Annotated in this window: 17 protein-coding genes; 14 read left to right on the forward strand and 3 right to left on the reverse strand. The window is 73.2% G+C overall.

Annotated elements, in window-relative coordinates; all coding sequences use genetic code 11:
- Positions 1–45 precede the first annotated feature (45 nt).
- The 11 genes from ftsZ (at position 46) to nrdR (ending at position 12143) form a co-directional block, all read left to right on the forward strand.
- Positions 46–1293, forward strand: coding sequence for a cell division protein FtsZ (ftsZ, locus tag ACZ2G1_RS01200; protein ID WP_035924051.1), 1248 nt, complete (start codon positions 46–48; stop codon positions 1291–1293).
- A 119-nt stretch (positions 1294–1412) separates the two neighbouring features.
- The gene (locus ACZ2G1_RS01205) at positions 1413–2144 is read left to right on the forward strand and encodes a purine nucleoside phosphorylase YfiH/LACC1 family protein (protein WP_035924050.1); all 732 of its coding nucleotides are present in this window, start codon (positions 1413–1415) and stop codon (positions 2142–2144) included.
- Positions 2141–2920, forward strand: a complete 780-nt coding sequence (locus ACZ2G1_RS01210) for a YggS family pyridoxal phosphate-dependent enzyme (RefSeq protein WP_035924049.1) — start codon at positions 2141–2143, stop codon at positions 2918–2920. Before ACZ2G1_RS01205 ends, ACZ2G1_RS01210 begins: the two co-directional genes overlap by 4 nt.
- Positions 2921–3047: 127 nt before the next feature.
- A complete protein-coding gene (locus tag ACZ2G1_RS01215) occupies positions 3048–3569 on the forward strand; it encodes a cell division protein SepF (protein WP_017833680.1) in 522 nt (173 codons plus the stop codon).
- A gap of 9 nt (positions 3570–3578) precedes the next feature.
- Positions 3579–3869 (forward strand): YggT family protein, encoded by a 291-nt coding sequence (locus tag ACZ2G1_RS01220; protein WP_017833679.1) that lies wholly within the window; start codon positions 3579–3581, stop codon positions 3867–3869.
- Between the two features lie 169 nt (positions 3870–4038).
- Positions 4039–4776, forward strand: coding sequence for a DivIVA domain-containing protein (locus ACZ2G1_RS01225; RefSeq protein ID WP_470377353.1), 738 nt, complete (start codon positions 4039–4041; stop codon positions 4774–4776).
- Positions 4777–4978: 202 nt separating this feature from the next.
- Positions 4979–5569, forward strand: a complete 591-nt coding sequence (lspA, locus tag ACZ2G1_RS01230; RefSeq protein WP_470377354.1) for a signal peptidase II — start codon at positions 4979–4981, stop codon at positions 5567–5569.
- On the forward strand, positions 5562–6512 hold the full coding sequence (locus ACZ2G1_RS01235; protein ID WP_017833676.1) for an RluA family pseudouridine synthase: 951 nt from the start codon (positions 5562–5564) through the stop codon (positions 6510–6512). Before lspA ends, ACZ2G1_RS01235 begins: the two co-directional genes overlap by 8 nt.
- Before the next feature lie 91 nt (positions 6513–6603).
- Positions 6604–10152, forward strand: a complete 3549-nt coding sequence (gene dnaE, locus ACZ2G1_RS01240) for a DNA polymerase III subunit alpha (protein ID WP_017833675.1) — start codon at positions 6604–6606, stop codon at positions 10150–10152.
- A gap of 58 nt (positions 10153–10210) precedes the next feature.
- Positions 10211–11566: a histidinol dehydrogenase gene (gene hisD, locus ACZ2G1_RS01245; RefSeq protein ID WP_470377355.1), complete on the forward strand. Its 1356-nt coding sequence runs from the start codon at positions 10211–10213 to the stop codon at positions 11564–11566.
- A 7-nt stretch (positions 11567–11573) separates the two neighbouring features.
- Positions 11574–12143 carry a transcriptional regulator NrdR gene (nrdR, locus tag ACZ2G1_RS01250; protein ID WP_081994156.1) on the forward strand — a complete coding sequence of 190 codons (570 nt, stop codon included), beginning with the start codon at positions 11574–11576 and terminating at the stop codon, positions 12141–12143.
- A 237-nt stretch (positions 12144–12380) separates the two neighbouring features.
- Here nrdR and ppgK read toward each other — a convergent pair whose 3' ends face one another.
- Positions 12381–13193 carry a polyphosphate--glucose phosphotransferase gene (ppgK, locus tag ACZ2G1_RS01255; protein WP_017834143.1) on the reverse strand — a complete coding sequence of 271 codons (813 nt, stop codon included), beginning with the start codon at positions 13191–13193 and terminating at the stop codon, positions 12381–12383.
- 58 nt (positions 13194–13251) lie between these two features.
- On the reverse strand, positions 13252–14151 hold the full coding sequence (gene map / locus ACZ2G1_RS01260) for a type I methionyl aminopeptidase (RefSeq protein ID WP_272027493.1): 900 nt from the start codon (positions 14149–14151) through the stop codon (positions 13252–13254).
- A 131-nt stretch (positions 14152–14282) separates the two neighbouring features.
- Between map and ACZ2G1_RS01265 the strand changes: the two genes are divergently transcribed.
- On the forward strand, positions 14283–14459 hold the full coding sequence (locus tag ACZ2G1_RS01265; protein ID WP_017834145.1) for an SPOR domain-containing protein: 177 nt from the start codon (positions 14283–14285) through the stop codon (positions 14457–14459).
- Positions 14460–14523: 64 nt separating this feature from the next.
- Here ACZ2G1_RS01265 and panB read toward each other — a convergent pair whose 3' ends face one another.
- A complete protein-coding gene (gene panB / locus ACZ2G1_RS01270) occupies positions 14524–15360 on the reverse strand; it encodes a 3-methyl-2-oxobutanoate hydroxymethyltransferase (protein WP_470377356.1) in 837 nt (278 codons plus the stop codon).
- A 137-nt stretch (positions 15361–15497) separates the two neighbouring features.
- Here panB and glnA point away from each other — a divergent pair, with 137 nt between their 5' ends.
- On the forward strand, positions 15498–16838 hold the full coding sequence (gene glnA, locus ACZ2G1_RS01275; RefSeq protein WP_017834147.1) for a type I glutamate--ammonia ligase: 1341 nt from the start codon (positions 15498–15500) through the stop codon (positions 16836–16838).
- A gap of 18 nt (positions 16839–16856) precedes the next feature.
- Positions 16857–19922: a bifunctional [glutamine synthetase] adenylyltransferase/[glutamine synthetase]-adenylyl-L-tyrosine phosphorylase gene (locus tag ACZ2G1_RS01280; RefSeq protein WP_229587776.1), complete on the forward strand. Its 3066-nt coding sequence runs from the start codon at positions 16857–16859 to the stop codon at positions 19920–19922.
- Positions 19923–20043 lie beyond the last annotated feature (121 nt).

The following is a 20043-nucleotide window of genomic DNA, read 5'->3' on the forward strand; positions in this document are numbered from 1 at the left end:
AACGGCTCGCCATCCCCGACCCGAACCATCTCCAGTTAGGTACCCATGGACTCCTCCACCCCCCAGAACTACTTGGCCGTCATCAAGGTCGTCGGAATCGGCGGCGGCGGCGTCAACGCCGTCAACCGGATGATCGAGGAGGGGCTGCGCGGTGTCGAGTTCATCGCGATCAACACGGACGCGCAGGCCCTGCTGATGAGCGACGCCGACGTCAAGCTCGACGTCGGGCGCGAGCTCACGCGCGGCCTGGGCGCCGGCGCCAACCCCGATGTCGGCCGCCAGGCGGCGGAGGACCACCACGAGGAGATCGAGGAGGTCCTCAAGGGGGCCGACATGGTCTTCGTGACCGCCGGCGAGGGCGGCGGCACCGGCACCGGCGGCGCCCCCGTGGTCGCCCGCATCGCCCGTTCCCTGGGCGCCCTGACCATCGGTGTCGTCACCCGCCCGTTCACCTTCGAGGGCCGCCGCCGGTCCAACCAGGCGGAGAACGGGATCGAGACGCTGCGCGACGAGGTCGACACCCTCATCGTGATCCCCAACGACCGGCTGCTGTCCATCTCCGACCGCAACGTGTCCATGCTGGACGCCTTCAAGTCCGCGGACCAGGTGCTGCTCTCCGGCGTGCAGGGCATCACGGACCTGATCACCACCCCGGGCCTGATCAACCTCGACTTCGCCGACGTGAAGTCCGTGATGCAGGGCGCCGGCTCGGCGCTCATGGGCATCGGCGCCGCGCAGGGCGAGGACCGTGCCGTGAAGGCGGCCGAGCTCGCGATCGCGTCGCCGCTGCTCGAGGCCTCGATCGACGGCGCCCACGGCGTGCTCCTGTCCATCCAGGGCGGCTCCGACCTCGGGCTGTTCGAGATCAACGAGGCCGCCCGCCTGGTCCAGGAGGTCGCCCACCCCGAGGCGAACATCATCTTCGGCGCGGTCATCGACGACGCCCTGGGCGACCAGGCCCGCGTCACGGTCATCGCCGCGGGCTTCGACTCGGTGAGCCCGGAGACCAACGCGAACAACACCAACGCGGCCGCCCAGCAGGCGGCGACCACGCGCGCGGCCTTCGGGTCCGGCGCCGGTCAGCCCGCCGGCGTGGGCCGTGCCCCGCAGCGCGGCGGGACCCCGTCCTTCGCCCAGCCCTCCACCTCGCAGCGGTGGGCGCAGCCGGTGCAGAACGACGACGTGCCCGACGACGCCGGCTTCGACGTCGACCTGCCCGCCGAGGCGGAGGCCGGCGCCGGGGCGGGCTCCGGGCGCAAGGACTCCCTGGACTTCCCTGACTTCCTGAAGTGAGTCCGGCCTCCTGGGGGCGGACGCGGTGGACCCGCGTCCGCCCCCAGGGCGCGTCAAGCCCCGCCGCCGGTTCCTCCGGCGGCGCGACGAGACACGACGAGCAACGACAGGAGGACCCGGTGCTCTGGTGGCAGGACGACGTCGGGCAGGGCGTCCGGGTGGCGTTCACGGACCGCGGCGCGGGCAACCTCGCCCTGCACACGGGTGACGACCCGGACGCGGTGCGGGCCCGCCGGGCCGCGCTCGAGCGGTCGATCGGCGTGCCCGGGGGCTCCCTGGTGTTCCTCGACCAGGTGCACGGCACCGACGTGGCCGACGCGGACCGGCACGACCGGCCGGCCGTGCCGACCGCGGACGCCGCGGTCACGGCGACGGGCGTGCCGCTGGCCGTGATGGTCGCCGACTGCGTGCCCGTCGTGCTGGTCGGGGAGGGGCCCCGCGGCCCGCTCACGGGCGTGGCGCACGCCGGGCGCCGCGGCCTGCTCGAGGGCGTGCTCGAGCGCGCCGTCGAGCAGCTGCGGGCCCGGGGCGCGAGCGGGCTGTCGGCCTGGCTCGGCCCCTCGATCTGCGGCAGCTGCTACGAAGTGCCGGCCGCCATGCGCGAGGAGTCCGCGGAGCGGATCCCCGCGGTGGCCGCCACGACGTCCTGGGGCACCCCTGCCCTCGACCTGCGCGCCGGGGCCCGGGAGCGGCTGACCGCCCTCGGGGTCGGCGTCGTCGAGCCGTCGGGGGCCGGCCCCTCCTGCACCCTCGAGAACGAGCGGCTGTCCTCGCACCGCAGGAACCCCGGCTCCGGCCGCATCGTCGGCCTCGTCTGGCGCTCGGGTCCCCGCGGGGAGGACGCCGCGTGAGCGCCGACCCGGCCGCCGCCCCCGGCGGCGACGATCCGCGGACCCTGGAGCTCGCCCGGTCCCTCGACCGGGTGCGTGCCCGGATCGCGGCCGCGGCGCGGGGGAGCGGGGCGGCCGAGGAGCCCGTGCTGGTCGCCGTGACGAAGTTCTTCCCGGCCGCGGACGTGGCCCGGCTGCACCGGCTCGGCGTCCGGGACGTGGGGGAGAACCGGGACCAGGAGGCCGCCGCCAAGGCGCGGGAGGTGGCCGGGCTCGTGGACGGACCCCTCACCTGGCACTTCGTGGGCCAGCTCCAGTCCAACAAGGCGAAGTCGGTGGTGCGCTACGCGGGGTGGGTGCACTCCGTGGACCGGGCCTCCCTGGTCACGGCCCTCGGCAAGGCGGTGCAGCGGCACCGGGAGGCCGTGGCGGCCGGGGACGCGGCCCCCGGGCCGTGCGCCGAGCAGGACCTGACGTGCCTCGTCCAGGTGTCCCTGGACGCGGAGGAGCGCCGCGGCGGCGCCCGCCCCGAGGACGTCGTCGGGCTCGCCGAGCAGATCGCCGGCACCGAGGGGCTGCGGGCCGGGGGCCTCATGGCCGTCGCCCCGCTGGGGGCACCCCCGGGGCCCGCCTTCGACCGCCTCCTGGAGCTCTCGCAGCGGCTGCGGCGGTCCCTCCCGGAGGCCACGGCCGTGTCCGCGGGGATGAGCCAGGACCTCGAGGAGGCGGTCGCCCGGGGAGCCACGCACGTGCGCGTCGGCTCCGATATCCTCGGGCCCCGGGCGCCCGTAGGATAGCTTGGAGGACGGCCCCGCGGGGCCAGGGCCGTACCGCGTTCCGGGCAGCACCACGGGCGCAGGGCGGTCCGAGGATCCCGGAACCCCCCCACCGCCGATATCCGCACAGACAGTCAAGGAGAGCACCATGGCCGGAGCGTTGCGCCGCACCATGATCTATCTCGGCCTCGCCGAGACGGACGAGGACTACGACGAGCCGACGCCGTCCCGCCAGGAGCACCAGCCCACCGCCGCGGTCCGCGAGGAGCCGCGCGAGGCCCGCGCCCACGAGTCCACCGCAGTGGCCGTGCCGCGCCGGTCGGCCGAGTACCGGGCGCCGGTCACCCCCATCAAACGCGCCCCCTCCAGCTCTCGAGAGGACAGCTCGACCTTGCGCACGATCACCACGGTCCACCCCCGCTCCTACAACGACGCGAAGTCCATCGGCGAGGCCTTCCGCGAGGGCACGCCCGTCATCATGAACGTCAGCGACATGGGCGACGCCGAGGCCAAGCGCCTGGTGGACTTCTCCGCCGGCCTGGTCTTCGCCCTGCACGGCTCCATCGAACGGGTGACCGGCAAGGTCTTCCTGCTCACCCCGTCCTACGTGGAGGTCGTCGGGCACCCCGCCGGCGGCGAGGACGAGACCGACGACCACCAGGAGGACTGAGGCGGACCGATGGACCTGTTGCTCTCCGTGCTGTACCTGGCACTGCACCTCGTGTACGTCGCGCTGCTCGCGCGCCTCGTGCTCGACTGGGTGCAGATGTTCGCCCGCAACTGGCGGCCCCGGGGAGCCGCCCTCGTCGGGGCCTCCGCCGTGTACACCGTCACCGACCCGCCGATGCGGTGGCTCCGGCGGATCGTGCCGCCCCTGCGCTTCGGCGGGGTGTCGCTGGACCTCGGGTTCCTCATCCTCATCTTCGCCGTCAGCATCGTCCAGGGCATCATCGGCTCGATGCTGGTCTGACGCAGTGCTGGTCTGATCCCGTGCCGGTCCGACCCGGCCCGCCGGGGACCGGCCTGTACGCTGTAACCGCACGACCACCGGGCGCCGGCCACCGCGCCGCCCCGGCCCCGGTCGGACGGATCCCCCGCCGCGGGCCGTGCCCGCGCTCCGCCCACGAAGGAATGCACCCATGGCTCTGACGCCCGAAGACGTCATCAACAAGCGGTTCCAGCCCACCAAGTTCCGGGAGGGCTACGACCAGGACGAGGTCGACGACTTCCTCGACGAGATCGTCGTGGAGCTGCGCCGCCTGAACCAGGAGAACACCGACCTCAAGCAGCAGCTCGAGGCCGCCGGGCAGCCCGTCGCTCCCAAGGACTCCGCGCCGTCGCCCGTCTCCGAGCCCGGCCTCCCGGTCGCCGAGGACACCGCCGGAGAGACCGCTGGGGAGACCGTCGAGGCCCCCGCCCCGGTCGCCGGCGGTGCGCCGCAGGAGGCGGTGGAGCGGACCTCTCCCGCCGCGGCCGGCACCGGAGCCGCCGAGACCGTCCCCGCGGAGACCGCGCCCACCTCCGGCGCGGCGCAGTCCGCGGCCGGCGTCCTGGCGATGGCCCAGAAGCTGCACGACGAGTACGTCGCCGAGGGCACCGCCGAGCGGGACCGGATCGTCGGCGAGGCCCGCGAGCGGGCCGAGGAGCTCGTCACGGACGCCCAGCGCACGCGCGAGGAGACCCTCACGGCCCTCCAGGAGGAGCAGGCGGAGCTGCAGGCCCGCGTTTCGGGGCTGCGCGCCTTCGAGCAGGATTACCGCACCAACCTCAAGGCGTACATCCAGGACCAGCTGCAGGACCTGGACACCACCCCGTCCCTCGAGCCCGCACCGGCCGCCGACGGCGCCGCCGGCCCGGTCCGGTCCGAGCAGGCCTAGCCGCCGCACCGCGACGCGCACCCCGCGGAGGGACCGGCCACGTGCCGGTCCCTCCGTCGTCGTCCGCCCCGGGCCGCCCCTGGAGGGGCGCCCCCGGGGCGGATGGCTCCCCGGCGGACGTGGCACCATGGAACGGGGCCGACGTCCCCGCCGCCCCGCCCCCGGGGCGGGCCCGATCCCCGCCCCGCCACCCGAGGAGAGCATGAGCGAGTCCCCCGAAGTCCCCGCCGGAGCACCCGACCGCCGGACCCCGCGGGGCGTCCTCCTCCTCGCCGCGGCCGCCGCGCTGCTGGTGTACGCCGCGGACCAGCTCACCAAGTGGTGGGTCGTCGCGACCATGGAGCTCGGCCAGCGGACGCCGGTGGTCGAGGGACTGCTGTGGTGGCAGTTCATCCGCAACCCCGGCGCCGCGTTCTCCCTGGGGGAGAACATCACCTGGGTCTTCACCCTGGTCATGGTGGTCGTCTCCGTCCTCATCGTGCTCACCCTCCGCCGCGTCCGCTCGGCCGCGTGGGCCCTGGCCCTGGGGCTCGTCCTCGGCGGCGCCCTCGGCAACCTGACCGACCGGCTCCTGCGGGAGCCCGGCTCGGGGATGGGCCACGTGGTGGACTTCATCGCCGTGCCGCGCTTCGCGATCTTCAACATCGCCGACTGCGGGGTGGTCGTGGGGGTCTGTCTCGTGGTGCTCCTGACGCTGCTCGGCCGGGAGCTCGACGGCACCCGCACGGGCGCGGGCGCCCCGGACGCGGAGCGGGTCGAGGCCTCGCCGGAGGAGGAGGGCACCCGTGGCTGAGCCCGAGGAGCACGTGCAGGAGCGCTTCACCGTGCCGCCCGAGCTCGAGGGCCAGCGCGCGGACGCCGCCGTGGCCGCCCTCACCGGGCTCTCCCGCTCCGCGGCCGCCGTGCTCTGCGCCGAGGGCCGCGTGCTGCACCGCGACCGGCCCGTCGCCAAGTCCTTCCGGGTCGAGGCCTCGCAGACCCTCACCGTGCACGTGCCCGTCCCCGAGGACCCGGCCCGGATCGTGCCCCAGCTGGTCGAGGACTTCCGCGTGGTGCACCTGGACGACGACATCGTGGTGATCGACAAGCCGCCCGGCGTCGCCGCGCACCCCTCGCCGGGCTGGAAGGGACCGACCGTGGTCGGGGCCCTGGCGGGCGCGGGCGTCACCGTGAGCACCTCCGGCGCCCCCGAACGGGCCGGTGTGGTGCACCGGCTCGACGTCGGCACGTCCGGGCTGATGGTCGTGGCCCGCACCGAGCGCGCGTACACCGCGCTCAAGCGCGCCTTCAAGGACCGGACGGTCACGAAGGTCTACCACACGGTGGTGCAGGGCCTCCCGGACCCGCTGCGCGGGACGATCGACGCGCCGATCGGGCGCCACCCCGGCTACGACTGGCGCTTCGCCGTGGTCGACGGCGGCCGCGCGTCGATCACCCACTACGAGGTCCTGGAGGCCTTCGGCCGGGCGGCGCTCGTGGAGGTGCACCTGGAGACCGGCCGCACCCACCAGATCCGCGTGCACTTCTCCGCGCTGCGCCACCCGTGCTGCGGGGACCTCACCTACGGCGCGGACCCCGCGCTGTCGGCCGGCCTCGGGCTCACCCGGCAGTGGCTGCACGCCAAGCGCCTGGGCTTCGAGCACCCCGGTACGGGGGAGCCCGTCGAGTACGAGAGCCCGTACCCGCCGGACCTCTCCTTCGCCCTCGAGACGCTGCGCGACGGCGGTCCCGCCTGACCCGGCGGAGCGGCCCCGGCCGGGGGAGCCGGCCGCCGCGGGACGGCCCCGGCGGGGCGGAGCGGTCGGTGCGGACCACTACACTGGTCGGGTGACGACGGCGACCGGCAAGAACAGCTTCACCCACCTCCACGTGCACACCGAGTACTCGATGCTCGACGGTGCGGCACGCCTCGACGACCTCTTCGAGGCCTGCCACGAACTGGGGATGTCCTCCCTGGCGACGACCGACCACGGCTTCGTCTTCGGGGCCTTCGACTTCTGGAACAAGGCCCGCAACGCGGGGATCAAGCCCATCATCGGCGTGGAGGCCTACCTGACGCCGGGCACCGCCCGCTCCGACCGCACCCGCGTGAAGTTCGCCGACGGCGGCCGGGACGACGTCTCGGGCGGCGGCGCCTACACGCACATGACGCTGCTCGCGGAGACCACCCAGGGCATGCAGAACCTGTTCCGCGCCTCGTCCCTGGCGTCCCTGGAGGGCCAGCTGTACAAGCCGCGCATGGACCGCGAGCTGCTGAACACCTACGGCAAGGGCCTCATCGCCACCACCGGCTGCCCCTCCGGCGAGGTGCAGACCCGCCTGCGCCTGGGCCAGTACCAGGAGGCGCGGCAGGCCGCGGCGGAGTTCCGCGACATCTTCGGCGCCGAGAACTACTACTGCGAGCTCATGGACCACGGCCTGGGGATCGAGAAGCGGGTCACCGGCGACCTGCTCAAGCTCGCCAAGGACCTGCAGCTGCCGCTCGTGGCCACCAACGACCTGCACTACACCCACGCCGAGGACGCGAAGTCCCACGCCGCCCTGCTGTGCGTGCAGTCCGGCTCGACGCTGGCGGACCCGAAGCGGTTCAAGTTCGACGCCGACGAGTTCTACCTGAAGTCCCCGGCGGAGATGCGGGAGCTGTTCCGGGACTTCCCCGAGGCGTGCGACAACACCCTGGAGATCGCGGAGCGGTGCAACGTCGAGTTCGACACCTCCGCGAACTACATGCCCCGCTTCCCGACCCCCGAGGGCCACGACGAGGAGTCCTGGTTCGTCGAGGAGGTGCAGCGGGGCCTGCACCACCGCTTCCCCGGCGGGATCCCCGAGGACGTGCAGCGGCAGGCGGACTACGAGAAGGGCATCATCCTGCAGATGGGCTTCCCCGGGTACTTCCTGGTGGTGGCCGACTTCATCAACTGGGCCAAGAACAACGGGATCCGGGTGGGCCCGGGCCGCGGCTCCGGGGCCGGCTCGATGGTCGCGTACGCCATGCGCATCACCGAGCTGAACCCGCTGGAGCACGGCCTGATCTTCGAGCGCTTCCTCAACCCGGACCGCGTCTCCATGCCCGACTTCGACGTCGACTTCGACGACCGCCGCCGCTCCGAGGTGATCCACTACGTCACCGAGAAGTACGGCGACGAGCGCGTGGCCATGATCGTCACCTACGGCACCATCAAGGCCAAGCAGGCGCTCAAGGACTCCTCGCGCGTGCTCGGCTACCCCTTCTCGATGGGGGAGAAGCTCACCAAGGCCATGCCGCCGGACGTCATGGGCAAGGGCATCTCCCTCAAGGACGTCTACGACGAGAGCGCCAAGCGCTACGGGGAGGCCGACGAGCTGCGCGAGATCCTCGCCCAGGACCCGGAGGCGAAGAAGATCTTCGACACCGCCGAGGGCCTCGAGGGGCTCAAGCGGCAGTGGGGGGTGCACGCGGCGGGCGTCATCATGTCCTCGGACCCGCTGATCGACATCATCCCGATCATGCGCCGCGAGCAGGACGGGCAGGTCATCACCCAGTTCGACTACCCCACCTCCGAGGGGCTCGGGCTGATCAAGATGGACTTCCTGGGGCTGCGCAACCTCACGATCATCTCCGACGCGATCGAGAACATCACGCTGAACCAGGACGGGTTCGTCCTCGACCTGGAGAACCTCCTGCTCGACGACGCCGAGTCCTACGAGCTGCTGGCCCGCGGCGACACCCTCGGGGTGTTCCAGCTCGACGGCGGGCCCATGCGCCAGCTGCTCAAGCTCATGCGCCCCGACAACTTCGAGGACATCTCCGCGGTCATCGCCCTGTACCGCCCGGGTCCCATGGGCGCGAACTCGCACACGAACTACGCGCTGCGCAAGACCGGCCAGCAGGAGATCACCCCGATCCACCCCGAGCTCGAGGAGCCGCTCGCGGAGATCCTCAACACGACCTACGGCCTGATCGTCTACCAGGAGCAGGTCATGGCGATCGCCCAGAAGGTCGCGGGGTTCACGCTCGGCCAGGCGGACATCCTCCGCCGCGCCATGGGCAAGAAGAAGAAGTCGGAGCTGGACAAGCAGTACGAGGGCTTCCACGGCGGCATGGTGGAGCGCGGCTACTCCGAGGCCGCGATCAAGGCCCTGTGGGACATCCTCCTGCCCTTCTCGGACTACGCGTTCAACAAGGCCCACTCCGCCGCCTACGGCCTCGTCTCCTACTGGACGGCCTATCTCAAGGCGCACTACCCGGCCGAGTACATGGCCGCGCTGCTCACCTCGGTGGGCGACGACAAGGACAAGCTCGCCCTGTACCTCACCGAGTGCCGCCGGATGGGCATCACCGTGCTGCCCCCGGACGTCAACGAGTCCGCGCTGAACTTCACCCCGGTGGGCACCGACATCCGCTTCGGGATGGGCGCGGTGCGCAACGTGGGCGCCAACGTGGTCAGCGCGATGGTCGAGGCCCGGGAGGAGCACGGCGCCTTCACCTCCTTCAACGACTTCCTCGCGAAGGTCCCCGCCGTGGTGTGCAACAAGCGCACTATCGAGTCCCTGGTCAAGGCGGGCGCCTTCGACCGGCTGGGCCACACCCGGCGCGGACTCGTGCTCTGCCACGAGGAGGCCGTGGACGCCACGGTCGCCGTCAAGCGCCAGGAGGCGGCCGGGCAGTTCGACCTCTTCGGGGGCATGGGGCTGGACGACGAGGACCCCTCGACGTCGCTGACCGTCGCGGTGCCGGACGTGCCCGAGTGGGAGCGCAAGGACCTGCTGGCCTTCGAGCGCGAGATGCTCGGCCTGTACGTCTCCGACCACCCGCTGCGCGGCCTCGACGAGGCGCTCGGGCAGTACGCCGACACCTCGATCCAGCCGCTGCTCGGCGAGGACGGCCGGCCCGACGGCGCCGTGGTGACCGTGGCGGGCATGATCACCTCCCTGTCCCGGCGGATCGCCAAGACCTCGGGCAACGCCTACGCGCGGGTGGAGCTGGAGGACCGGACGGGTTCGATCGAGATCATGTTCTTCGGCAAGGCCTACGCCCCTATCGCGGGCGTGCTCGCGGAGGACCTCATCTGCGTGATCAAGGGCCGGCTGCAGCGCCGGGACGACGGGTCGGTGACGATCTCCGCGCAGGAGCTCACCGTGCCGGAGCTCTCGGCGGACGGGCACAGCGGCCCCGTGCTGATCGCCCTGCCCGAGTTCCGCGCCACGGAGGAGACGGTCAAGGAGATCGGCGCGGTGCTGCGCAACCACCGCGGGGACTCCGAGGTGCGCATCCACCTCGAGACCCGCCAGAAGGTGCAGGTCCTGCGTCTGGGCCCCGATCTGCGGGTGAACCCCTCACCGGCGCTGTTCGGGGACCTCAAGGTGCTGCTCGGCCCGACCTGCCTGGAGGTGTAGCCCACCGGGCGGCTGAGCGCAAGGCCCGGCACCCGGCCGGGCGCCGCGGTGGAATACCATGGAGAGCGTGACTACTGCTGAGACGACCACGACTCCCGTCCTGCGAACGATCGACCTGCGCGGCCGGCACCTGTCCTGGTCCGAGCTGCGGGCGGCAGTGCCCCGGCAGAGCTCCACGTCGCTCGCCTCGGCGCAGCAGGCCGTGGAGGAGATCATCGCCGCGGTCCGCACCGAGGGCGCCGTCGCCCTGCGCCGCTACGCGCAGCGCTTCGACGGCGTGGCCCAGGACCGGCTGCGCGTCGACCCGGCGGAGATCCGGCGGGCGGTCGACGAGCTGGACCCGGCCGTGCGCCGGGGCCTGGAGACCGCCATCGAGCGCACCCGGGCCTTCGCGCAGGCGCAGCGCCCGGCCGACGCCCGCGTCGAGGTCGCGCCCGGCGCCGTGCTCGTGCACCGGTGGACGCCCCTGCGCCGGGCGGGGCTCTACGTGCCCGGCGGGCTGGCCGTCTACCCCTCGTCCGTGGTCATGAACGTCGTCCCGGCCCAGGCGGCCGGGGTCGGCTCCGTGGTGCTGTGCAGCCCGCCGCAGAAGGAGTTCGGGGGCCTGCCGCACCCCACGATCCTCGCGGCCGCGGGGCTGCTCGGGGTGGACGAGGTCTGGGCCATCGGCGGCGCCCAGTCGCTGGCCGCCATGGCCCACGGGGTCACGGACGGCGACGACGTCCTCGAGCCGGTCGACACCGTGACCGGTCCGGGCAACGTCTACGTCGCCACCGCCAAGCGCCTGCTCCGCTCCGTGGTCGGCGTGGACGCCGAGGCGGGGACCACCGAGATCGCCGTGCTGGCCGACGACACCGCCGTGCCGGCCTACGTGGCCGCCGACCTGATCTCCCAGGCCGAGCACGACCCCGCCGCCGGCGCGGTGCTGATCACCCACTCGCCCGGGCTCGCCGAGCGGGTCGCCGCGGAGCTCGCCGTCCAGGTCCCCGAGGCGAAGCACCGGGAGCGGATCACCACCGCCCTGTCCGGGCCGCAGTCCGGGATCGTGCTCACCGACGACCTCGACTCCTCGATCGCCGTGGCCGACGCCTACGCCGCCGAGCACCTCGAGATCCACACCGCCGACCCGCAGGAGGTGGCCGCCCGGGTGCGCAACGCGGGGGCGATCTTCCTGGGGCCCTACAGCCCCGTCCCGCTCGGCGACTACGCGGCGGGCTCGAACCACGTGCTGCCCACGGGCGGGACGGCGGTGCACGCCCAGGGCCTGTCCACCACCGCCTTCATGAAGGCGGTGCAGATCGTCGAGTACACCCAGGACGCGCTCGCCGTGATCGGGGAGGACATCGTGGCCGTCGCGCGCTCCGAGGACCTGCCCGCGCACGGCCGGGCCATCACGATCCGCACCGGGAGCTGATCCGACCGTGCACTGCCCGTTCTGCCGTCACACCGACTCCCGCGTCGTCGACAGCCGCACCACGGACGACGGGACGGCGATCCGCCGCCGCCGCCAGTGCTCCGAGTGCGGCCGGCGCTTCACCACGCTCGAGACCACGACCATCTCGGTCATCAAGCGCTCGGGCGTCACCGAGCCCTTCGACCGGCAGAAGATCGTCAACGGGGTGCGCAAGGCCTGCCAGGGGCGGCCGGTGAGCGAGGACGACCTCGCGATGCTCGCCCAGGAGGTCGAGGAGACGATCCGGGCGCTGGGCGCCGCGGAGATCGAGGCGCACGAGGTGGGGCTCGCGATCCTGGCCCCGCTCCGCCGGCTGGACGTCGTGGCGTACCTGCGCTTCGCCAGCGTCTACCAGGCCTTCGACGGCCTGGGGGACTTCGAGGAGGCGATCGACCTCCTGCGCCGGCAGCAGGCCGAGCAGACCGGGCAGCAGACCATCCCCGCCACCGTGGAGCCCATCGGCGCCGCCCGGAAGCGCAGCGGCCGGCGGCCGCGGGGCAAGGGCCTCGAGGGCGTGTCCCAGCCGAGGCTGCTCTGACGACCCGCCCGTGCGGTGCACCGGCTCCGGCCGCCACGTCCCGGCGTGTCCCTTGCCGCAGGCCGGATGAGGACCGTAGAGTGGGGTCCACAACAAGCTCCCGCCGGGGGCTGCGGAGGGGAAGCCGCGGCCCCCGGCGGGTTTTTTTCTGCCCCCGGCCGGATCGTTCCCGCCCGGTCACGACGCCGCCCGGTCACCTCCTCGCGGAGGTGACCGGGCGTCGTCGTCGGACCGGGCTCAGCTCTCGGGCGCGTGCGGGATGCCGGCCCACAGGGCGGCGCCCACGATCCCGGCGTTGTTGCGGAGCTCGGCGACCTTCACGGGCGTGCGCAGCTCGATGAAGGGGAGGAACTTCTCCGCCTTCTTCGACACCCCGCCGCCGACCACGAACAGGTTGGGCGAGAACAGGAACTCCACGTGGCTGAAGTAGCGCTGCAGGCGGGTGGTCGCCCACTTCTTCCACGGCATGTCCTCGCGCTCGCGCGCGGCGGCGGACGCCTTCGTCTCGGCGTCGTGGCCGTCGATCTCCAGGTGCCCCAGCTCGGCGTTCGGGACGAGCTTGCCGTTGAGGATCAGGGCGGAGCCGATCCCGGTGCCCAGGGTGATCACGATGACCAGACCCTTGACGCCCCGTCCGGCGCCGTAGACGGCCTCGGCCAGCCCCGCGGCGTCGGCGTCGTTGAGGGCCTCGACCGGACGGCCGAGCCGTTCGGTCATGAGGCCGTCGACGTCCGTGCCGATCCAGGACTTGTCGATGTTCGCCGCGGACAGGGCCACGCCCTCCTTGATGATCGCCGGGAAGACGATGCCCACGGGCGAGTCGGGGGCGGGAGCCTCGGGACGGGACTGCAGCTCCGCGACGATCTGCTGCATCACCTCCGCGACCTTCTCGGGGGTGGCCGGGCGGGGCGTGGCGATCCGGAAGCGCTCGCCGACGAGCTCGCCCGTGTCGAGGTCCACGATCCCGCCCTTGGTCCCGGTGCCGCCGAAGTCGATGCCGATGACGCGGCGGTTCGGGACGGCGGCGACGTCGCGGTCTGGTGTGGTCATGGGGCGGTCCTCTCGTGGGGCCGTGGTCGGATGATCAGTGGGCAGTCTACGGCAGGGCCTACGGAAGGGTGAGGACGTCCACCCCGTCCTCGGTGACGGCCATGGTGTGCTCGAACTGCGCGCTGCGCCGCCGGTCGCGCGTGGTCACGGTCCAGTCGTCGTCCCACTGCTCCCACTGGATCGTGCCCAGGGTCAGCATGGGCTCGATCGTGAAGACCATGCCCGGGACCATCGGGGTGGAGTAGGACGGCGCGGCGTCGTAGTGGGGGACGATCAGCCCGGAGTGGAACTCCCGGCCCACCCCGTGGCCGGTGAAGTCCCGCACCACGCCGTAGTCGAAGCGCCGGGCGTACTTCTCGATGACGCGGCCGATGACATTGATCTCCCGGCCCGGGCGGACGGCCTTGACGGCCCGGTTCAGGGCCTCCTCGGTGCGCTCGACCAGCAGGCGGGACTGCTCGTCGACCTCGCCCACCAGGAACATCCGGTTGGTGTCGCCGTGGAAGCCGTCCTTGTAGGCCGTGACGTCCAGGTTGATGATGTCGCCCTCCTCCAGCACCGTGGAGTCGGGGATGCCGTGGCAGATCACCTCGTTGAGGGACGTGCAGATGGACTTGGGGAAGCCCCGGTACCCCAGGCAGGAGGGGTAGGCCCCGTGGTCGCACAGGTACTCGTGGGCGATCCGGTCGAGCTCGTCCGTGGTCGTGCCCGGCACGGCGGCCCGGCCGGCCTCCTGCAGGGCGCGCGCCGCGATCCGGCCCGCCGCGCGGATGAGCTCGATCTCGTCCGGGGTGTAGACGTTGCCGCCGCGGCCCTCGTCCGGCTCCGCCCGGCCCACGTACTCGGGGCGGGGGATGGACGCCGGCACGGGCCGGCCGGGGGTCACGGCGCCGGGGGCGAGGGCGCCGACGGGGGCGGTGCCGCCGGGGGCGGGAGCGGTGAGGTTGTGCGTGGGCACGGGGGTCTGGACCTCCTGGATCGGGTGGGCCGGCCCCGTCCGGGCCGGTCCGGGCCTAGGATCTACCCTAGCGCGCCGGGCACGGGGCCGGTCCGGTCACCGGGGCCCGGCGGCCGTCGAGAGGAGAGGTCATGGCCGAGTACTGGTTTAACACCTACACCCACCAGGTCGAGGAGGGCCCGCAGTCGGACTACCGCAAGCTGCTCGGGCCCTACGCCACGCGCGAGGAGGCGCAGAACGCGCTGAAGCTCGCCGCGGAGCGCACCCGGCAGTGGGACGAGGAGGACCGCGCCTTCGAGGAGGGCTGATCCGCCGCGGGCGCAGCACCCCGACGGCCGGGGCGCCCCGGAACGGTGCGCCGGGCGCGGCGGCTCAGAAGCCGTGCTCCGGGGCCGGGAAGGCCCCCGAGCGCACGTCCTCGACGTAGCGGCCCACGGCGTCGGAGACCACCCCGTGCAGGTCCGCGTACTGCCGGACGAAGCGCGGCATCCGGCCCCGGCGCAGCCCCAGCATGTCCTGCCACACGAGCACCTGGCCGGTGGTCGCGGGCCCGGCCCCGATGCCCACGGTCGGGATCTCCAGGGCGGCGTCCACGGCCGCGGCGGCCTCCGCCGGGACCATCTCCATCACCAGGCAGAAGGCCCCGGCGGCCTCGAGGGCGCGGGCGTCCTCCACGAGCGTGCGCGCGGCGTCGCCGCGCCCCTGCACCCGGTACCCGCCCAGGGCGTGCTCGCTCTGCGGGGTGAAGCCGATGTGGGCCACGACGGGCACCCCGGCCTGGACCATGGCCCGGACGTGGGGGGCGAACCACGCCCCGCCCTCGAGCTTCACCGCGTGCGCGCAGCCCTCCTTGAGGAAGCGCACCGCGGTGGCCACCGCCTGCTCGGGGGAGGCCTCGTAGGAGCCGAAGGGCAGGTCCACCACCACGAACGCGCGCTCGACGGCGCCGGACACGGCACGGCACATCGGCAGCAGCTCGTCCACGGTGACGGGCAGGGTGCTGGAGTGGCCCAGGACGTTGTTGCCCGCGGAGTCCCCGACCAGCAGCGAGTCGACGCCGGCCGCGTCGAAGATCGCCGCCGTCAGGGCGTCGTAGCACGTGAGCATCGTGAACTTCTCGTCACGGCGCTTGGCCTCGCGCAGGTGGTGCGTGCGCACCCGGCGCACGTCCAGCGCGCCCGGTGCCGGACGGGGTGTCTCCTGGGTCATGGCCCCACCCTATCGGGCGCGCCCGTCCGCGCCGTCCGGTCCGGCGGGCGCGGCGGGACAGCGCGTTAGAGTGGGCGGGACAGCAGGCGTGCCCGGGCGGCACAGCACTCCCGGGCAGGAAGACGAGGAAGACAACCATGGACCGTCAGCAGGAGTTCGTCCTCAGGACCATCGAGGAGCGCGACGTGCGCTTCGTGCGCATGTGGTTCACGGACGTCGTCGGGAGCCTCAAGTCGGTGGCCCTGGCCCCCGCCGAGGTCGAGGCGGCCTTCGAGGAGGGGCTCGGCTTCGACGGCTCCTCCATCGAGGGCCTGTCGCGGGTCTCCGAGGCGGACATGCTCCTGCAGCCGGACCCGTCCACGTTCCAGATCCTGCCCTGGCGCAGCGAGACGGAGCCCACCGCCCGGATGTTCTGCAACATCCTCACCCCGGACGGCGAGCCCTCCTCCTCGGACCCGCGCGGGGTGCTCAAGCGGGTCCTGGAGAAGGCCTCGGACATGGGCTTCACCTGCTACACGGCGCCGGAGATCGAGTTCTACCTGCTGAAGTCCGCGGACCTCGACGCCGAGGGCCGGCCCACGCCCGTGGACCACGAGGGGTACTTCGACCACGTGCCGGGCGGCGTGGTGCAGGACTTCCGGCGCAAGGCCGTGAACATGCTGGAGGCCGTCGGGATCTCCGTCGAGTTCTCCCACCACGAGGCCGGCCCCGGGCAGAACGAGATCGACCTGCGCTACGCCGACGCCCTGCAGACGGCCGACAACATCATGACGTTCCGCACGGTCATCAAGGAGGTCGCGCTCTCGCAGGGGCTGTACGCGACCTTCATGCCCAAGCCGTTCACCGAGCACCCCGGCTCCGGCATGCACACCCACTTCTCGCTCTTCGAGGGGGACACCAACGCCTTCTTCGAGGCCGGGTCCGAGTTCCGCCTCTCCCGCACGGCCGGGCACTTCATCGCCGGCATCCTGCGTCACGCCCCCGAGTTCACGTCGGTGACCAACCAGTTCGTCAACTCCTACAAGCGGCTGTGGGGCGGGGGAGAGGCCCCCTCCTACCAGTCCTGGGGCCACAACAACCGCTCCGCGCTCGTGCGGGTGCCCCTGTCCAAGCCGGACAAGGTGCAGGCCGCGCGCATCGAGTACCGCGGCATCGACTCCGCCACGAACCCCTACCTCTCCTACGCCGCGCTGCTGGCCGCGGGTCTGCGGGGCATCGAGAACGAGTACGAGCTCCCGCCCGTGGAGCTGGACGACGTCGCGGCGATGAGCTCCGCGGAGCGCCGCGCCCTCGGCCACAACCCGCTGCCCTCGAGCCTGTACGACGCCATCCGGGAGACCGAGGAGTCGGAGTTCATGGCCGAGCTGCTCGGGGAGCAGGTCTACGACTACTTCCTGCGCAACAAGCGCCGCGACTGGAACGACTACCGCCGGGTCGTCACGCACTTCGAGCTCAAGAACAACCTCGGCATCCTCTGACCCCGGACGGACCGTCCCATGACACACCCTCCCCAGTCCGCGGCCCCGGCGGGCACCGTCCCGTCCGGCCGTCTCATCAAGGTCGGCTTCGCGGACACGGGCAACGCCCAGCGCTGGCTCGGCTTCCCGGAGCTCGCCGAGGTCGACCTCGACCGGCTGCTGGAGGGTCTGGCCCTGGCGGCCTCGCCCGATGTCGCCCTGCGGCTCACCGTCCGGCTCCTCGAGGGCTCCCCGGAGCTCGCCGAGCGGATCAACGCCGGCCCGGAGGCCTCCGAGGCCATGTTCCGGCTCCTGGGCTCCTCCGAGGCGCTCGGGGAGTTCCTGCTCCGGCGCCCCGAGCACCTGGACCTGCTCGCGGAGCCCGCCGCCGCCGAGCCGGCGGAGATCCCCGGCGAGCAGTTCCGCGACGCGCTGCTGACGGCGGTCGGCGCGGACCCCGCCGCGCGGACCCCGGTGGCCTCCGGGACCGGTGACGCCGCCTGCAGCGCCCTGCGCGCGGCCTACCGGCGGGAGCTGACGCGCATCGCGATCCGGGACGTCGGGGCCCTCTACCCCGCCGACCACATGCCCGCGGTGGGCCGCCAGCTCGCCGACCTGGCCGCCGCGGCCCTCGAGGGGGCGCTCGCCGTCTCCCGGGCGGAGGCGGCGGGGACCTGGGCCCCCGAGACCGTCGACCGGGTGCGGCTCGCCGTGATCGGGATGGGCAAGTGCGGCGCCCGGGAGCTCAACTACATCTCCGACGTCGACGTCGTCCACGTCATGGCCGTCGAGGACCCGGACGGCGCGGAGCCCCTGGACGGGGCGGAGGCCACCGTCATCGCCACGGCCCTCGCCACGGGCACCGCCCGGGCGCTCATGGCCCGCGGCGCGGAGCCCCCGCTGTGGGAGGTGGACGCCAACCTCCGGCCCGAGGGCAAGGACGGGCCGCTCGTGCGCACCCTGGACTCGCACGTGCGCTACTACGAGCGGTGGGCCGAGTCCTGGGAGTTCCAGGCCCTGCTCAAGGCCCGGCCCGTGGCCGGGGACCCGGAGCTCGGGGCGGCCTACCGCAAGGCCATCGAGCCTTTCGTGTGGCGCAGCTCCGGGCGCGAGGGCTTCGTCGAGTCCGTGCAGGCCATGCGTCGGCGGGTCACCGACAACATCCCGGCCGCCGAGGGCGAGCGCCAGATCAAGCTGGGCCCCGGCGGGCTGCGCGACGTCGAGTTCACCGTCCAGCTCCTCCAGCTGGTGCACGGGCGCACGGACGAGCGGGTCCGGACCCAGGCCACGACCGAGTCCCTGGCCGCGCTCTCCGAGGGCGGGTACATCGGCCGCCGGGACAGCGAGCAGTTCTCCGCCCACTACCGCTGGCTGCGCCTCCTGGAGCACCGCATCCAGCTGTTCCGGCTTCGCCGCACCCACCTCATGCCGCGGGGCGAGCAGGAGCTCACGGTCATCGCCCGCTCCCTGCGCGGCGCCGCGGACACCGCCCGCCCCTCCGGCGACTCGCTGCTCGAGGAGTGGCGCAAGGTCAAGCGCAGCGTCCGGGGGATGCACGAGCGGATCTTCTACCGGCCGCTGCTGGCCGCGCTCGCCCACCTGCCCGAGACCGACACCCAGCTCTCGGCGGAGTCGGTGCGGGACCGGCTCGCCGCGCTCGGCTACCGGGACCCGAAGGCCGCCGTGCGCCACATCGAGGCGCTCACCCGCGGCGTCAGCCGGCGGGCCGAGATCCTGCGCACCCTGCTGCCCGTGCTCCTGGCCTGGCTGGCCGACGGCGTCGACGCCGACGCCGGGCTGCTGGGCTTCCGGCGGCTCTCCGAGTCCCTCGGGACCACCCCATGGTTCCTGCGCCTGCTCCGCGACTCGAACGCCGCCGCCGAACGCCTGTGCCAGATCCTCTCCAGCTCCCGGTACGTCACCGACCTGCTGGAGAACTCTCCGGAGGCGACCGCCTGGCTCGGCCAGGACGACGAGCTGTGCCCGGTGTCCTTCGAGACGCTGTGGAGCGAGATCCGCGCCCAGATGGCCCGCCACCCCGACCCCGGGGAGGCCGTGCGGATGATCCGCCTCATCCGCCGCCGCGAGGAGCTGCGCGTGGCGCTCGCGGACACCTCCGGGCTGCTCGACGTCGAGCAGGTCGTGGCGGCGCTGTCCGACATCGACCGGGTCTGCGTCCTGGGCGCCCTGCACGTGGCCGAGCGGGAGGTCTACGACCGCGCCGGCCGGCTCGCCGACGTCCTCGTCGTCGCGATGGGCCGGCAGGGCGGGCGGGAGATCGGCTACGGCTCCGACGCCGACGTCATGTACGTCTACGCCCCGGTGGGGGACGCGGACCCCGCCGCGGCCCGGGAGCAGGCCGAGACCCTGTTGCAGCGGATGGTGCAGCTGCTCAAGGCGCCCTGCACGCCGCCCATCGTGGCGGAGCGCGTGCTGGAGATCGACAACGACCTGCGCCCCGAGGGCAAGCAGGGGCCCATGGTGCGCTCCGTCGAGTCCTACGCCGAGTACTACGCCCGGTGGGCGCAGACCTGGGAGTTCCAGGCGCTCACCCGGGCGCTGCCCCTGGCCGGCAGCGACGAGCTGGCCGACGCGTTCCGGCGGGTCGTGGACCCGCTGCGCTACCCGGCGGAGTTCACGGAGCGCCAGCTGCTGGAGATCCGGCGGATGAAGGCCCGCGTGGAGAACGAGCGGATGCCGCGCGGCGCGGACCCGGCCCGGCACCTGAAGCTGGGCCGCGGCGGGCTCTCGGACGTCGAGTGGCTCGTCCAGACGCTGCAGCTCCAGCACGGGCACCGCGTCCAGGGGCTGCGGACCACGAGCACCCTGCGGGCCCTGCACGCCGCCGAGGAGGCCGGTCTCGTGACCGCCGAGGACGCCCTGGCCCTGTCCGCCGCGTGGCGGCTGGCCACGGCCGTGCGCAACGGCAACGTCCTGCGGACCGGGCGCCGCTCCGACGCCCTGCCCGCCAAGCGGGCCGACCTCGAGGCGGTGGCCCGCTGGTGCGGGTACCCCCACGGTGGCGCCGGCCGGCTCGAGGAGGACTACCTGCGCACCACCCGCAAGGCCCGCGCCGTGTTCGAGCGGCTCTTCTACGGCCACTGACGGCGGCCATCGTCGGCGGCTACCGACGGCGTCGTCGTCGGACTGCCGGCGGCATGGGAAAGGCCCCGGACCTCTTCGTGGGGTCCGGGGCCTTCCCGGTGCGGTGGCCGATCCGTGCGGA

It is taken from the genome of Kocuria sp. KKT182, from assembly GCF_055635395.1.

Bases quoted from the DNA above. Each gene is read 5' to 3' on its own strand.
- lspA (WP_470377354.1), top strand. From the start codon at position 4,979: ATGAGCGAGTCCCCCGAAGTCCCCGCCGGAGCACCCGACCGCCGGACC.
- panB (WP_470377356.1), bottom strand. From the start codon at position 15,360: ATGACCCAGGAGACACCCCGTCCGGCACCGGGCGCGCTGGACGTGCGC.
- ppgK (WP_017834143.1), bottom strand. From the start codon at position 13,193: ATGACCACACCAGACCGCGACGTCGCCGCCGTCCCGAACCGCCGCGTC.
- ftsZ (WP_035924051.1), top strand. From the start codon at position 46: ATGGACTCCTCCACCCCCCAGAACTACTTGGCCGTCATCAAGGTCGTC.
- ACZ2G1_RS01280 (WP_229587776.1), top strand. From the start codon at position 16,857: ATGACACACCCTCCCCAGTCCGCGGCCCCGGCGGGCACCGTCCCGTCC.
- ACZ2G1_RS01225 (WP_470377353.1), top strand. From the start codon at position 4,039: ATGGCTCTGACGCCCGAAGACGTCATCAACAAGCGGTTCCAGCCCACC.
- ACZ2G1_RS01265 (WP_017834145.1), top strand. From the start codon at position 14,283: ATGGCCGAGTACTGGTTTAACACCTACACCCACCAGGTCGAGGAGGGC.
- glnA (WP_017834147.1), top strand. From the start codon at position 15,498: ATGGACCGTCAGCAGGAGTTCGTCCTCAGGACCATCGAGGAGCGCGAC.
- hisD (WP_470377355.1), top strand. From the start codon at position 10,211: ATGGAGAGCGTGACTACTGCTGAGACGACCACGACTCCCGTCCTGCGA.
- ACZ2G1_RS01220 (WP_017833679.1), top strand. From the start codon at position 3,579: ATGGACCTGTTGCTCTCCGTGCTGTACCTGGCACTGCACCTCGTGTAC.
- ACZ2G1_RS01215 (WP_017833680.1), top strand. From the start codon at position 3,048: ATGGCCGGAGCGTTGCGCCGCACCATGATCTATCTCGGCCTCGCCGAG.